Genomic DNA, 13748 nt, shown 5'->3' on the forward strand with positions numbered 1-13748 from the left:
TGCCAACCTACCGTCACCGAAATACCACGAGCGACTTGAAATTGGTCAACCGGTTGTGCAGTATGGATGATGCGCACCGGACGAAACCCTGCGCGATCACCGTCGATACAGGAGTCACCGTGGACACCACCCAGACCGAAACGCCTGTCGCGAAGTCCGCGATCCGCAAGGTCTCGATACGCCTCGTACCGTTCGTGGCACTGATGTTCTTCATCAACTACCTCGACCGGACGGCGATCGGATTCGCCTCTCCCAACGGGATGAACGACGACCTCGCCCTGAGCGCCGCGCAGTTCGGCTTCGCCTCGGGGGTCTTCTTCATCGGCTACATCCTGCTGGAGGTGCCGTCGAACCTCGCTCTGCACAAGTTCGGGGCGCGCCGCTGGCTCGCCCGCATCATGGTCAGCTGGGGCATCGTCGCCCTCCTCTTCACCTGGGTGCAGAACTTCGAGCAGCTCGTCGTGCTCCGCTTCCTCCTCGGCGTCGCCGAGGCCGGCTTCTTCCCGGGCGCGATCCTCTTCCTCAGCCTCTGGGTGCCGTCGCAGTACCGCGGTCGCATCCTCATGCTCTTCTACCTGGCTCAGCCGCTGACGACCGTCATCGGCGCCCCGCTCGCCGGAGCCCTCATCCAGCAGCACGGGGTCTTCTTCGGCCTCGAGGGCTGGCGCTTCATGTTCATGGGCGTCGCGATCCCCGCGATCGTCGTCGGCGTCATCGCCTGGTTCTACCTGAAGGACAAGCCCTCCGACGCGAAGTGGCTCACCCTCGAGGAGCAGACCTGGCTCACCTCGGCCCTCGAGGCCGAGCGCAAGACGACCGCCGCGAGCCAGAAGCACGTCTCCGTGCGCTTCGCCTTCTCCAGCGGACGCGTCTGGATGCTGTCGTTCATCTACTTCGGCTTCATCTACGGCCTCTACGCGCTGGCGTTCTTCCTGCCCACGATCATCGAGGGCTTCCAGACGGCGACCGGCGGCACGTTCGACGTGCTGCAGAAGGGCCTCATCACCGCGATCCCGTACCTCCCCGCCGCCATCGTGATGTACTTCTGGTCGCGTGACGCCGGCAAGCGCGGCCTGAAGACCTGGCACATCGCGATCCCCGCGGTCGCCGGTGCGGTCTCCATCCCGCTGGCGCTGTTCACCGGATCCCCCGTGGCGACCATCGCGGTCATCACGGTCACCGCCTGCGCGATCTTCGCGGCCCTGCCGAACTTCTGGACGCTCCCGACGCAGTTCCTCACCGGCGTCGCGGCGGCCGCAGGCGTGGCGCTGATCAACACGATCGGCAACCTCGCCGGCTTCAGCGCCCCGTACATCACCGGCGCCGTGCACGACTGGACCGGCGGCTACCAGGTGCCGATGTTCATCGTCGGCGGGTTCATGCTGCTCTCGGCCGTGCTGATGGTGATCCTCGCCCGTCGGAGCCGCGTGCTCCCCGGCGCCACCGCCCCCGCACCCGCCGTGGAGGAGACGCGATGACCAGGCTCTGGAACGACCCCGCCGACTTCGCGGACGAGATGATCGCGGGCTTCATCGCCGCGAACGAGCGCTCGGTGCGCGGGGTCCCCGGCGGAGTCGTACGCAGCACGGTCGTCCCCGAGGGCCAGGTCGCCGTCGTGATCGGCGGCGGCTCCGGCCACTACCCTGCCTTCGGCGGACTCGTCGGCCAGGGTCTCGCCCACGGCGCCGTGATGGGCAACCTGTTCGCGTCGCCCTCCGCCCAGCAGGTGCACACGGTGGCGAAGGCCGCGAACCGCGGTGCGGGAGTCTTCCTCAGCTACGGCAACTACGCCGGGGACGTGCTGAACTTCGACGCCGCACAGGAGAAACTCCGCGCTGAGGGGATCGCCTGCGAGACGGTCACCGTCACGGATGACATCTTCAGCGCCTCGGTCGACGAGAAGCACAAGCGCCGTGGCATCGCCGGCGACCTGACGGTGTTCCGCACCGCGGCCGCCGCCGCCGAGGCCGGCTACGACCTCGCCGGCGTCACCCGCGTCGCGACTCTCGCGAACGAGCGCACACGCTCCTTCGGCGTCGCCTTCTCCGGATGCACGCTCCCCGGTGCCCCCGAGCCGCTGTTCACGGTCCCCGCCGGGCGGATGGCGATCGGCCTCGGCATCCACGGCGAGCCCGGCATCGAGGAGACCGACATCCCGTCGGCCGACGGCCTGGCCGAGCTCCTCGTCAGCCGACTGCTCGACGAGGTTCCCGCGGGTGTCGAGACCTCCGGCGCGCGCGTCGTCCCGATCCTCAACGGCCTGGGTTCGCTCAAGTACGAGGAGATGTTCGTCGTCTACCGGCGCATCGCGCAGCTGCTCGCGGATGCCGGTCTCGTCCTGGTCGACCCGCACGTCGGCGAGTACTGCACGAGCTTCGACATGGCCGGCACCTCGCTCACCCTGTTCTGGCTGGACGACGAGCTCGAGCAGCTCTGGGACACCCCCGTCGACACCCCCGCCTATCGCCGGGGCTCGGTGATCGCCGCCGCGCGCGCTGAGATCGTCGAAGCGGATGCCGTCGCCGCCGTCGCCGTCGAACCCGGCGACGAGGAGTCCGTGGCCGTCGCCTCCGTCGTGCAGGCCGCCGTGCAGCGCATCGCGGACACGGTCGACGAGCACGTCGAGGAGTTCGGCCGCATCGACTCCATCGCCGGCGACGGTGACCACGGCATCGGCATGCAGCGCGGCTCGCACGCGGCCCTCGCCGCCGCCACGGCCGCCGCTCGGGCGGGGGCGGGTGCGGCGACGACGCTCTCGCAGGCCGCCGATGCCTGGGCCGACCGGGCGGGTGGCACCTCCGGCGCACTGTGGGGCGTCATCCTGAACGCGATCGCGGCACGCCTCGGCGATGCCGGACGACCGGATGCCGCCGCGGTCGCGACCGGCGTCGCCGCGGGCGCCCGCGGAGTGATGGAGTACGGCAAGGCGGAGGTCGGCGACAAGACGCTCGTCGATGCCCTCGTCCCCTTCAGCAGCACCCTCACCTCTGCGACCGACGGAGGAGCCTCCTTCGTCGACGCGTGGCGGACCGCCGCGGATGCCGCCACGCGCGCGGCCGCCGCCACGGCCGACCTGCTCCCCCGCATGGGCCGCGCCCGCACCCACGGTCAGAACAGCGTGGGAACCCCCGACCCCGGCGCGCACTCGCTCGCGCTGATCGTGACGGCCGTCGGCGACGTGTTCGCCGACCTCGAAAGGAACCGCAATGACTGACACCCTCCGCCTCGTGATCGGCAGCGACGACGCCGGTTTCGACTACAAGGAGATCCTCAAGAAGGACCTCGAGGAGAACGGCATCGTCGCGAGCGTCGTCGACGTGGGAGTGGATGCCGACGGGCACACCGCGTATCCGCGCGTCGCGATCGCCGCCGCCGAGCTCGTCGCTGCGGGCGAGGCCGACCGCGCCCTCCTGATCTGCGGCACCGGTCTCGGCGTCGCGATCGCCGCCAACAAGGTCCCCGGCATCCGCGCCGTCACCGCCCACGACTCGTTCTCGGTCGAGCGCGGCGTGCTCTCCAACGACGCGCAGATCCTCACGATGGGTCAGCGCGTCGTCGGCATCGAGCTCGCCCGCCGTCTCGTGCGCGAGTGGCTGACCTACCGCTTCGACCCGAGCAGCGCCTCGGCCGAGAAGGTCGCGGTCATCGGCGAATACGAGTCCACCGGATCCTGCTGATGACGAAGGTGACGGTCGGTGTGAGCCTGAAGATGTACTTCGGTCATCAGCAGGCGGCGACATGGTTCGACGCGGTCGCCGCGCGAGTCCGCGCGCACGAGGCCGTGCGATCGGCCACGGTCGAGCTCTTCATCACGCCGACATTCCTCCAGGTGCTCCCGGCGATCGCCGCCTTCGACGGAACCCCGGTGCGGATCGGCGGACAGGACGTCGCCGCGGCAGACGGGGGCGCCTACACCGGAGAGGTGGCGGCGTCCGAGCTCGCCGACGTCGGCGCGACGATCGCCGAGATCGGGCACGCCGAGCGCCGCCGGCTGTTCGCGGAGACCGACGAGATTGTGGCACAGAAGACCGCCGCCGCCCTGCGCGCAGGCCTCACCCCTCTCCTGTGCATCGGCGAGACCTCGCATCAGGATCCTGCGGATGCCGCCGAGGTCGCCGTCGCCCAGCTGCGCGCCGCCCTCGCCGATGCCCCGGCCGGCGCCGTGATCGTCGCGTACGAGCCCGTCTGGGCCATCGGCGCACCCGAGCCGGCTCCGCACTCCCACATCCGTGTCGTCGCGGCCGCCCTGCGCGCCGCGCTCGATGGCGATGCCGATCGCGCGGACTCCACCGTCATCTACGGCGGAGCGGCCGGCCCCGGCCTTCTCACCGCGCTCGGCGACGACGTCGACGGTGTCTTCCTCGGCCGGTTCGCCCACGATCCCGACGCCCTCGTCGCCGTGCTCGATGAGGCGGCGGAGTTGGCGGCCCTTCGACAGGCTCAGGGACCCACGGGAGGTGCGGCGTGATCGGCCTCGGCACCTACGCCTATTTCTGGCAGCACTCCGAGCGCGCGCCCGAGCCGCTGCCCCTGGTCGGCGCGTTCGAGGACACCCGCGCCCAGGGCGTCGACCTCTTCCAGATCTGCGACTACGCCCCGCTCGAGCAGATGAGCGACGACGAGGTGCGAGACGCCGCCGCGGCCGCCCGTGACCTCGGCCTCACGATCGAGCTCGGCACGAAGGGCATCGTCCCCGCGCACCTCGAGCGCTTCCTCGAGCTCGCCGCGATCTTCGACGCCCGGCTCGTACGCAGCATGCTCTACGGACCGGATTCCCGCCCCTCGGACGACGAGGCGGAGTCCTGGCTTCGCGACAGCATCCGCTCCTACGAGGCCGCCGGAGTGACCCTCGCCCTCGAGACGTACGAACAGGTGCCCACCGCCGACCTCCTCGGGATCATCGAGCGCGTCGGCAGCTCGAACCTCGGCGTCTGCCTCGACCCGGCCAATGTCGTCGCCCAGCTGGAGAGCCCGCGGACCTGCGTCGAGCAGACCGCGGCCCTCACCAGGAACATCCACGTGAAGGACTTCGCCTTCGCCCGCCAGCCGGGCTGGGTCGGCTTCACATACTCCGGCTGCGCGATGGGAACCGGTCTGCACGACTACGCCCATCTGCTCGCCACGGTCCGGCCGCGCGAGCGCGGCATCAACGAGATCGTCGAGCACTGGCTGCCCTGGCAGGACGACGCCGAGACCACCATCCGAACCGAGCGGGAATGGACCCGCCTCACCCTGGAAGAACTGAGGAGCACATCATGACCGACACGTCGACGAGCACCGCCACCTACAAGATCGCCGTCATCGGCGCCGGCGGCAAGATGGGCATGCGCGTGTCCAACAACCTCGTGAAGACCGACCACGCCGTCTGGTACGTGGAGAACTCCCCCGCCGGCCAGCAGCGCACGGTCGACGCCGGGCGCGAGCTCACCGACGCCTCCACGGCCGTCGCCGACGCCGACATCGTGGTGCTCGCCGTTCCCGACCTGGCCCTCGGCCCGGTCACCGCGGACCTCGTCCCCCAGCTGCGCTCGGGTGCGATCCTGCTGACGCTCGACCCCGCCGCCGCGTACGCCGGTCTGCTCACCACGCGCGACGACGTGATCCAGGCCGTGGCGCACCCGTGCCACCCGTCGATCTTCCTGCAGCGCGAGACCCCGGAGCAGTGGGCCGACACGTTCGGCGGCATCGCCGCCCCGCAGGACGCGATCGCGGCGATCGAGAGCGACGACGAGGCGAAGAAGGCGATCGTCGAGGCGACCGTCCGCGCGATCTACGCTCCCGTCATCGACGTGCACTGGGTCACGATCAAGCAGCTCGCCCAGCTCGAGCCCACCCTCGTCGAGACCGTCGCCTGCATGATCGGCGACCTGCTCAACGAGGCCCTGCAGGAGACCGTCAACACCATGGGGGTTCCGGAGGCCGCTGCCCGCAGCATCCTCTACGGCCACACGCAGGTGGCTCTCGCCAACGGTCTGCGCGGCGACAACCCGTTCTCCGACGCGTGCCTGATCGCGATGGACTACGGCCGCGAGAGCATCATCAAGGACGACTGGAAGAAGATCTTCCGCGACGACGAGCTCGACAAGAACCTCGCGCGGATGCTCCACCTCGACAAGATCGAGCGCTGACGCCCGAGGGGGATCGCTGTCCCGGCGGTCCCCCTTCCCCGTCTCGGGCTGGATCGAGAACGCATCTGCGACGGGGCCGCTGGCGGCACTTCTGATCCACGCTGCGCCTCGCCCTCCTCAGGGCGCGACCGGCACCCCCCGGAGCCACTCCCGCACGTCCTCTCGGCGAGTCTGCGCGATCGCGGTCTCCCGCGCCCGCTCCAGGACGTCGTCGATCCGCACCCTGACGCCGGTCTCCGCCGACGCGACGGCCGCCTCGACCATCGCCAGGCTCCGGAGGTTCTCTCGGATGCCGTTCTCCGGCTCGGCTCCGGTGCGGAGCGCGTGCACGAAAGCCTCGAGCGACCCGGAGATCTCCTCACGGATCGGAGCCGCCGCTACCGTGACCGGCTCGCCCGCATCCGGTCGCTGCACGAGCGGATGCCCCGCACCGTCCCAGGTCGCGGTTCCTCCGGCCGCACTCACCCGCCAGCTCCCGTTCCACGACGTCTCCTGCCCGGGTGAGCACCAGCTGCCGTTGTATACGTACCGCGTGCCGCCCTCGAACTCGAACACCGCGGCGGCGTTCGCCGCACCGGCGTACCAGCTCCACGTCGGGTTGTACTCCTCGCAGTACACCGAGACGGGTTCTGCGCCGATGACGAAGCGCGCGGCGTCGAAGGCGTGGATCGCCATGTCCACCAGCAGCACGTGCGGCATCTCCTCGCGGAAGCCGCCGAAGTGCGGGGCCTTGAAGAACTCCGTGGTGACCGTGCCGATCGCGCCGAGCCCCTCGACCTGCCGGCGCAGCTCCCTGAGGGCGGCGAAGTAGCGCCGAGACTGGCTGATCATGAGCAGTCGGCCCGACAGCGCGGCCATCCCCGCCTGGACCATCGCCGCCGCGACGGTCGGCGCCGCCGGCTTCTCGCAGAGCACGGGGTAGCCCGCACCGAGGGCCTCCTCGTTCACGATGAGGTGCGCCTCGGGCACCGTCACGTTCACGACGGCATCTGCCCCGACCGCATCCGCGACCTCCGCCGTGCTCCTGCCCACCTCGACACCGTGCAGTCCGGCATCCGCCAACGCGGCGCGGGCGACGTCGAGGTCGAGGTCGACGAGACCCGCCAACTCGACCTCCGGGCTCTCGGCGATCGTGCGCAGCCACGCGCGCCCCATGCCGCCGGCGCCGACCTGCACCAGGCGCAGCGGGCCCGTCATCGCTCCATCGCCCCCTCGTACCCGCGCCCGTTGTAGAAGTCCTCGGTCTCGTAGCGCAGAAGCACGGGGATCTCGCGGTTCGGACGCAGCGTCTTGGCCCACTCCACACCGTTCGCGATCACCTTCCGCACCTCGGCCTGGTGATAGACCGGGTAGTCCTGATCGCCGGGGCTGAAGTAGAAGATCTTCCCGAAACCGCGCCGATAGGTCATGCCGCTGCGGAACACCTCTCCGCCCGAGAACGTCGAGAGGAAGACGAGCTCATCCGGTGCCGGCACATCGAAGAACTCCCCGTACATCTCCTGCGCCGGGATGAGGAACGGATGCGGGATGCCGCGCGCGATCGGATGCGTCGGGTCGACCGTCCACACGATCTCGCGGTCGTCCTTGGACCGCCAGCGGAGGGTGCAGGTCGTGCCCATGAGTCGCCCGAAGATGCGCGACCAGTGCCCGGAGTGCAGGACGAGGAGCCCCATCCCCTCGAGCACGTGACGCTGCACGCGATCGACGACCTCATCCGAGACCTCCCCGTGCGCCGCGTGCCCCCACCAGACGAGCACGTCCGTGGCCGCGAGGACCTCTTCGGTCAGACCGTGCTCCGGATCGTCGAGAGTGACCGTCGTGACGACGGCGCGCTCACCGAGGTTCTCCTCGATGCCCTCCTTGATGGTCGTGTGCATGCCGGACGGGTAGATGTCGCGCACCTTCTGTTCGACCTGTTCATGCCGGTTCTCCCCCCAGACGACGACGCGGATGGGGTACTCGGGCGTGGTGGTGCCGCTCATTTCGTTCCTGCTTTCTGCTCTGGGGATGCGGGGATCGCCTGGGGTCTCGGTCATCGGGGCTACTTCACGGCTCCGCCGGTGGCACCGGCCGCGATGTACCGCTGCGCGATGACGAGCAGCACGATCGCCGGGATCGAGGAGAGCACCGCGGTCGCCATGACCGCGCTCCAGTTCGCGACCTGCGTGCCGAGGTACTGGTAGATGCCGAGCGTGACCGGGGTGATGTCGTCGGTGGTCGTGAGGGTCAGCGCGAAGAGGAAGTCGCTCCACGAGAACAGGAAGGCGAAGAGGCCTGCGGTGATGAGCGAGTTCTTCGCGACGGGGAGGACGATCGACCAGAACGCCCGCAGGTGTCCGGCGCCGTCGACGCGGGCCGCTTCGATGATCGAGGGCGGCACGCTCATCATGAACGCCCGCAGGATCATGATCGAGAACGGGATCGCATGGGTCGCGTCGGCGAGGATGAGGCCCGGGATCGAGTTGAGCATGCCGATGTCGTTGTACGCGGCGTAGAGGGCGTTCGCGATCACCACCCCGGGGATCATCTGGGCGATCAGCACGGCGAGCAGGGCGACGTTGATCCAGCGATAGCGGAACTGCGCGAGCGCGTAGGCGGCGGGCGCCGCGATCGCCAGGCTGAACACGACCGTCCCCACCGAGATGATGAGGCTCGTCACGAGATTCGGCCCCTGGTCGGCGAACGCCTTCTCGTACCCCGCGAAGCTGGGGTTCAGGGGCAGGAGCGAGGCGGTGAGGGTGTTGCCCGAGGGCTGCAGCGAGGCGTTGAACATCCAGTAGACGGGGAACAGCATGATCGCGAGGAACGCGACGCCGAGCGCGGTGAACAGGATGTCGCGCCCGGAGCGCCGGGTCGCCCGCCGGTTCGCAGCGCCGTCGGTGACGATGGCCATGGTGGTCATTGCTCTGCCTTCCTACTCGTCCACCTGCTTGCGGTTCCCGCGAAGGTAGAAGATCGCGAACACCAGCGAGATGAGGATGAGGATGTTGCTGAACGCCGCGCCCACGCCGAATTCGAAGTCGACGAACGACGACTGATACGAGCGGATGGCGATGGTCTGCGTCGCGTTGGCGGGCCCGCCGTTCGTCAGCCCGAGGATGATGTCGATCACCTTCAGCGTGTAGACCACGCCGAGCACGAGCACCACGTTGATCACGGGGCGGAGGTTCGGCAGCGTGATGTGCCAGAACGACTTCCAACCGGTCGCGCCGTCGAGGGATGCCGCCTCGTAGAGCTCCTCCGGGATGTCCTGGAGACCGCCGTAGAGGATCGTCACGTTGAACGGGATGCCGATCCAGATGTTCACGAGGATGACCGCGATCAGCGCCACATCCGGGCTGTTCAGCCACGGCACGGCGCTGAGCCCCACCGATGTGAGGAACTCGTTGAGGATGCCGCTGTCCTGATCGAGGATGGACCGCCAGGTCGCGCTCGCGACGATGAGTGGGAGCAGCCAGGGCAGCAGGAGCATCGCCCGGAGGAAGCCGCTGAGCGGGAACTTCCGGCGGAAGAACACCGCCAGCGCGAGCCCGATCACGAACTGCCCCGCGATCGAGCCGACCGTGAAGAGCGCCGTGTTGAGCATCGCGGGCCAGAAGAGACCGCTGTTCACGACGGTCAGGTAGTTCGCGAGCCCCACCCACGGGGCCTCCCCCGTGAAGAACGTCTTGGTCGTGTACTCCTGGAAGCTCATCACCAGGTTCTTCACGACCGGGTAGCCGAAGAAGAGCAGGATGTAGAGCGCGGCCGGGGCGAGGAACATCGCCTTGACCAGGCCCTCCCGCCGGAAGCGGCGGACGGGGCGCTGCGGAGGCGTCCGCGCGGATGTCTCGGCTGGGACCTGCGCTGCGGATGTCGCTGTCGTCATCATCACGATTCCCTTCGAGGTGCCCCGCGGTCGGCCGCGGGGCACCTGCGGACCTCGATGGGTCAGCCCTGAGCCGCCTGCTCGAAGGCCTCGTCCGGGGTGGCCTTGCCGGTGAGGGCGAGCTGGATCGCGTTGTAGATGACCGTGGCCTGCTCGGGCCATTCCTCGCCGAGCTGTCCCGTGCGGGAACGCGCGTTGACGACCTGCTCGGCGAAGGCCTCCATCGATGGCACCTTCTCGACGTACTCCGGGATCAGGTCGGTCCTGGTCGGGACCGTGAACCGCGACTCCGCCGCCGATAGCTCGATGTCGTCGCCGGCCATGCACTCGACGAACTCGGCCGCCTTGGCCTGCTTCGCCTTGTCGCCGGTCTGCGGCACGGTCCACACCTCGCCGCCGAGGGGCGCCACGGGGGTCTGGCCGGGCTTGTTCACCGGCACCTGGACCGAGGCCCAGTTCACGTCGGTCTCGTTGAGGGCCGGGATGTTCCAGGGACCGTTCACCATCATGGCGGCCTTGCCCGCCACGAACTGGTCCTTCACGTCGCCCTGGCTCCAGTTGATCACGCTCTCGGAGGCGGACCCGCTGCCGACGAGGTCGACCCAGAGCTGCAGCGCCTCGGCGTTCTCCGGGCTCTGCAGATCCGTCTCGTCTCCGCCGTTGGTCCACATGAACGGAAGGAACTGCCAGCTGCCCTCGTAGGTCGCGATCGCCGAGAACGCGATGCCGTACTGGTCGCCGCTCGTCAGGGTCTTCGCCGTCGACTTCAGCTCGTCCCAGGTCGTCGGCGGCTCCAGGCCCGCCTGCTCGAAGAGGTCGACGTTGTAGAAGAGGCCGAGGGTGTTGACCACGGGCGCGAGTCCGTAGACCTCGCCGTCGTAGGTGGCGGCATCGAGGATCCCCTGCGCGAAACCCGAGGTGTCGACGTCGAAGTCGCTCAGCGGCGCGAGCCCGCCGGTCGCGGCGATCTCCTGCACGTCGGGGTTGTCGAGCATGAGCACGTCGGGCAGGGTCTTCGAGGAGGACCGCTGCAGGACCTTCTGGATGAGGTCCTTGCCGGGGACCGACTCGCGCTCGATGGTCACGTCGACGTCGGCGGCGCACTGGTCGAGCAGGTCCTGGACCAGGGTCTTGTCCGGCTCGTTGTTGTAGTAGTCGAGGATGGTGAGGGTGTCGGGGTCGCCGCTCGATGCGGAGCCTCCGCCGCCGCAGCCGGCGAGGGCGAGTGGCAGGACGGCGGCTCCCGCCACCAGCGTGATCAGTGTCTTGCGTGTGCGCATCGTCTACTCCTTCGTGGGTGATGCAGGATGTGGTTCAGGGTCGATCCGCGTCGACCGGCGTCCAGCCGGCGTCGGATGCCGCGCTGCGCTCGACGGCGTCGAGCACGCGCTGCACGTAGAGGCCGTCCTCGAAGGAGGGCTCCGGCGTGCGTCTTTCCGCGATCGCACGGACGAAGTCGACGACCTCGTGCACGAACGCGTGGTCGTAGCCGAGTCCGTGACCGGCCGGCCACCAGGCGCCGGCGTACGGATGCGATGGTTCCGTCATGTGGATCCGACGGAACCCCGCCTCCGACGCATCGACGGTGTGGTCGTGGAACCACAGCTCGTCCGCGCTCTCGAAATCGAAGGAGACGGAGCCGAGCGAGCCGTTGACCTCGAGCCGCATCGCGTTCTTGCGCCCCGCCGCGAAGCGGGTCGCCTCGAAGGTCGCGAGGGCGCCGCCGTCGGTGCGCCCGATGAACACGGCGGCGTCATCGACGGTGACCCGGCCGTATCCGGTGCCGGCCGTCGCGGCGAGCGCACCCGTCGCCGCCGGAAGCGGGCGCTCTCGCACGAACGTCTCGGTGAGTGCGCTCACCCCGGTGAGCCGCTGGCCGGTGACGAAGACGGCCGCGTCGACGATGTGCGCTCCGATGTCGCCGAGCGCACCCGAGCCCGCCCGCTCGCGGTCGAGACGCCAGACCAGCGGGAAGTGCTCGTCGACGATCCAGTCCTGCAGGTACTGGGCCCTGACATGGTGGATCGTCCCGAGCCGCCCGGCTCCGACCAGGGCTCTGGCGTGCGCGAGCGCCGGCACGAAGCGGTAGCTGTAGCCGACCATCGACTGGATCCCGCGCTCGCGCGCCGACCGGGCGGCCGCGACCATGGATTCGGCCTCGGCGAGCGAGTTGGACAGCGGCTTCTCGCACAGCACATGCTTGCCGGCGGCGAGCGCCTCCTCGGCGATGACCGCATGGAGGTCACCGGGCACGCAGATGTCGACGACGTCGACGCGGGGGTCGTCGAGCAGCTGCCGCCAGTCGGTGGATGCCCTGGCGATGTCGTTGCGCGCGGCGAACGCGGTCGTCCGCTCCGGATCCTGGCCCGCCACGGCGACGACGCGAGGGGTGAGCGCGAGGTCGAAGGCACGCGGTGCGAGGGTCCAGGCCTGTGCATGCACGCGGCCCATGAACGACGTGCCGACGAGGCCGACTCCGAGCTCGTCGCCGTCCGACATCCCTGTCATCACCACTCCTGTTCGTCTTCGCACGAGAGTTCCGGTTAAGCGTTTAAACTCACCGTTGTCCGAGTATGCAGACATATGTTGGACTTGTCAACATATTCATCCGCGATGATGGACGCACCCGTATCCCCGCGGGGTCGCCTCGCTCGAGAGGAACGCTCATGGTCACCATGCACGACGTCGCCGCCCGCGCGAACGTCTCGGTGGCGACGGTCTCGTTCGTCGTGAACGGCACCAAGTCGATCTCCTCCGCCACCACCGCGCGCGTCGAGCAGGCCATGCGGGAGCTCGGGTACCGTCGCAACCCGGTCGGAGCCGCGCTGGCCCGGGGACGCACGAAGATCATCGGCATGCTGTACCCCGCGCTGCAGCGTCCGCTCAGCGGCACCGTCGGAGGCTTCTTCACGAGCGCCACCGCCCGCGCGCGCGAGCGCGGCTACCAGCTCGTGCTCTGGCCGATCAGCAACGAGTCCGATGAGGCGATGGCACTGGCCGACACCGGGCTCGTCGACGGCGTGCTGCTGATGGAGGTCCAGCTGAACGACCATCGCGTGCCCGCGCTGATCGCGGGCCGCACGCCGTTCGCCCTCATCGGACGCACCGCCGAGCCGGAGGGGCTCGCCTACGTCGACGTCGACTTCGGCGCCACCGTGTCGACGGCCGTCGAGACCCTCGCGGCTCTCGGACACCGTGACTTCTGCCTGGTGACGGGCGGCTCCCGCGCCGGCCGCTTCGAGGAGCACGGGCCCGCCGAGCGCTCGCGCGCCGCCTTCCTCGCCGACATGGAGAGCGCCGGACTGACGGGCACCGTGCGGTACTGCCTGGAGGACTCGCGCGAGGGCAGGGCCTTCGGACGCGCGTTCCGCGACGAGCTCCCCGATGCGACGGCCCTGCTGCTGTTGAACGAGCACGCGGCACCGGGCATCGTGATCGGCCTGCGGGAGGCCGGGGTGCGCGTGCCCGACGACCTCTCCATCATCTCGCTGGGCTCCTCAGCCCACATGGCGAACATGGTCGATCCCACCCTGACGTTCCTGCGCTCACCGGCCGACGAGCTGGGACGCCTCGGGGTCGACACCATCATCGACCGCATCGAGAATCCCGACGCGGAGCTGCCCGCGGTGCTCATCCCCTGCGAGATGGTGCCGGGCGACTCGGTCGCGGCAGCGCCGCCTCGGACCTCGTCGAGGTGAAGGACCTCTCTGTCTCGGGCTGGATAGAAAACGCATCCGCGACGGGGCCGCTGC

13 protein-coding genes are annotated in these 13748 nt (G+C 69.4%); 7 read left to right on the forward strand and 6 right to left on the reverse strand.

The genetic code is table 11. The features are described from left to right. Positions 1-119 precede the first annotated feature (119 nt). Genes MRBLWH11_RS01230 through MRBLWH11_RS01255 form a run of 6 tightly spaced genes read left to right on the forward strand, consistent with a single transcriptional unit; the run spans position 120 to position 6128 of the window. Positions 120-1478 (forward strand): MFS transporter, encoded by a 1359-nt coding sequence (locus MRBLWH11_RS01230; protein ID WP_341946407.1) that lies wholly within the window; start codon positions 120-122, stop codon positions 1476-1478. After that, complete coding sequence (locus tag MRBLWH11_RS01235; protein ID WP_341946408.1) at positions 1475-3214, forward strand: dihydroxyacetone kinase family protein; 1740 nt, start codon at positions 1475-1477, stop codon at positions 3212-3214. The genes MRBLWH11_RS01230 and MRBLWH11_RS01235 overlap by 4 nt, the downstream gene beginning before the upstream one ends. Then, on the forward strand, positions 3207-3677 hold the full coding sequence (locus MRBLWH11_RS01240) for a ribose-5-phosphate isomerase (protein ID WP_116634261.1): 471 nt from the start codon (positions 3207-3209) through the stop codon (positions 3675-3677). The genes MRBLWH11_RS01235 and MRBLWH11_RS01240 overlap by 8 nt, the downstream gene beginning before the upstream one ends. Further along, entirely contained in the window at positions 3677-4468 is a 792-nt protein-coding gene (locus tag MRBLWH11_RS01245; protein WP_341946409.1) for a triose-phosphate isomerase family protein, read from the forward strand. Before MRBLWH11_RS01240 ends, MRBLWH11_RS01245 begins: the two co-directional genes overlap by 1 nt. Beyond that, the gene (locus MRBLWH11_RS01250; RefSeq protein WP_341946410.1) at positions 4465-5259 is read left to right on the forward strand and encodes a TIM barrel protein; all 795 of its coding nucleotides are present in this window, start codon (positions 4465-4467) and stop codon (positions 5257-5259) included. Before MRBLWH11_RS01245 ends, MRBLWH11_RS01250 begins: the two co-directional genes overlap by 4 nt. Further along, entirely contained in the window at positions 5256-6128 is an 873-nt protein-coding gene (locus MRBLWH11_RS01255; protein ID WP_341946411.1) for a phosphogluconate dehydrogenase C-terminal domain-containing protein, read from the forward strand. Before MRBLWH11_RS01250 ends, MRBLWH11_RS01255 begins: the two co-directional genes overlap by 4 nt. Before the next feature lie 117 nt (positions 6129-6245). Here MRBLWH11_RS01255 and MRBLWH11_RS01260 read toward each other — a convergent pair whose 3' ends face one another. From MRBLWH11_RS01260 to MRBLWH11_RS01285, 6 genes are all read right to left on the reverse strand, one after another. Beyond that, positions 6246-7325, reverse strand: a complete 1080-nt coding sequence (locus tag MRBLWH11_RS01260; RefSeq protein WP_341946412.1) for a Gfo/Idh/MocA family oxidoreductase — start codon at positions 7323-7325, stop codon at positions 6246-6248. Continuing rightward, positions 7322-8110, reverse strand: coding sequence for a ThuA domain-containing protein (locus MRBLWH11_RS01265; RefSeq protein WP_116634256.1), 789 nt, complete (start codon positions 8108-8110; stop codon positions 7322-7324). Before MRBLWH11_RS01265 ends, MRBLWH11_RS01260 begins: the two co-directional genes overlap by 4 nt. Before the next feature lie 59 nt (positions 8111-8169). After that, positions 8170-9030 carry a carbohydrate ABC transporter permease gene (locus tag MRBLWH11_RS01270; RefSeq protein ID WP_116634255.1) on the reverse strand — a complete coding sequence of 287 codons (861 nt, stop codon included), beginning with the start codon at positions 9028-9030 and terminating at the stop codon, positions 8170-8172. Between the two features lie 12 nt (positions 9031-9042). After that, positions 9043-9891 (reverse strand): sugar ABC transporter permease, encoded by an 849-nt coding sequence (locus MRBLWH11_RS01275; protein ID WP_341947871.1) that lies wholly within the window; start codon positions 9889-9891, stop codon positions 9043-9045. 167 nt (positions 9892-10058) lie between these two features. Continuing rightward, positions 10059-11276 carry an ABC transporter substrate-binding protein gene (locus MRBLWH11_RS01280; RefSeq protein WP_341946413.1) on the reverse strand — a complete coding sequence of 406 codons (1218 nt, stop codon included), beginning with the start codon at positions 11274-11276 and terminating at the stop codon, positions 10059-10061. A 34-nt stretch (positions 11277-11310) separates the two neighbouring features. Next, positions 11311-12495 carry a Gfo/Idh/MocA family oxidoreductase gene (locus MRBLWH11_RS01285; RefSeq protein ID WP_341947872.1) on the reverse strand — a complete coding sequence of 395 codons (1185 nt, stop codon included), beginning with the start codon at positions 12493-12495 and terminating at the stop codon, positions 11311-11313. 167 nt (positions 12496-12662) lie between these two features. On the opposite strand from MRBLWH11_RS01285, the gene MRBLWH11_RS01290 reads away from it, so the two are divergent. Continuing rightward, positions 12663-13694 carry a LacI family DNA-binding transcriptional regulator gene (locus MRBLWH11_RS01290; protein WP_165808002.1) on the forward strand — a complete coding sequence of 344 codons (1032 nt, stop codon included), beginning with the start codon at positions 12663-12665 and terminating at the stop codon, positions 13692-13694. Positions 13695-13748 lie beyond the last annotated feature (54 nt).

This window comes from Microbacterium sp. LWH11-1.2, assembly GCF_038397745.1.
GTDB lineage: Bacteria > Actinomycetota > Actinomycetes > Actinomycetales > Microbacteriaceae > Microbacterium.

What these genes read in the sequence shown, in the direction of transcription:
- MRBLWH11_RS01235 (WP_341946408.1), top strand. Translation starts at nt 1,475, where the DNA reads ATGACCAGGCTCTGGAACGACCCCGCCGACTTCGCGGACGAGATGATC.
- MRBLWH11_RS01240 (WP_116634261.1), top strand. Translation starts at nt 3,207, where the DNA reads ATGACTGACACCCTCCGCCTCGTGATCGGCAGCGACGACGCCGGTTTC.
- MRBLWH11_RS01245 (WP_341946409.1), top strand. Translation starts at nt 3,677, where the DNA reads ATGACGAAGGTGACGGTCGGTGTGAGCCTGAAGATGTACTTCGGTCAT.
- MRBLWH11_RS01255 (WP_341946411.1), top strand. Translation starts at nt 5,256, where the DNA reads ATGACCGACACGTCGACGAGCACCGCCACCTACAAGATCGCCGTCATC.
- MRBLWH11_RS01260 (WP_341946412.1), bottom strand. Translation starts at nt 7,325, where the DNA reads ATGACGGGCCCGCTGCGCCTGGTGCAGGTCGGCGCCGGCGGCATGGGG.
- MRBLWH11_RS01265 (WP_116634256.1), bottom strand. Translation starts at nt 8,110, where the DNA reads ATGAGCGGCACCACCACGCCCGAGTACCCCATCCGCGTCGTCGTCTGG.
- MRBLWH11_RS01270 (WP_116634255.1), bottom strand. Translation starts at nt 9,030, where the DNA reads ATGACCACCATGGCCATCGTCACCGACGGCGCTGCGAACCGGCGGGCG.
- MRBLWH11_RS01275 (WP_341947871.1), bottom strand. Translation starts at nt 9,891, where the DNA reads ATGTTCCTCGCCCCGGCCGCGCTCTACATCCTGCTCTTCTTCGGCTAC.
- MRBLWH11_RS01280 (WP_341946413.1), bottom strand. Translation starts at nt 11,276, where the DNA reads ATGCGCACACGCAAGACACTGATCACGCTGGTGGCGGGAGCCGCCGTC.
- MRBLWH11_RS01285 (WP_341947872.1), bottom strand. Translation starts at nt 12,495, where the DNA reads ATGTCGGACGGCGACGAGCTCGGAGTCGGCCTCGTCGGCACGTCGTTC.
- MRBLWH11_RS01290 (WP_165808002.1), top strand. Translation starts at nt 12,663, where the DNA reads ATGGTCACCATGCACGACGTCGCCGCCCGCGCGAACGTCTCGGTGGCG.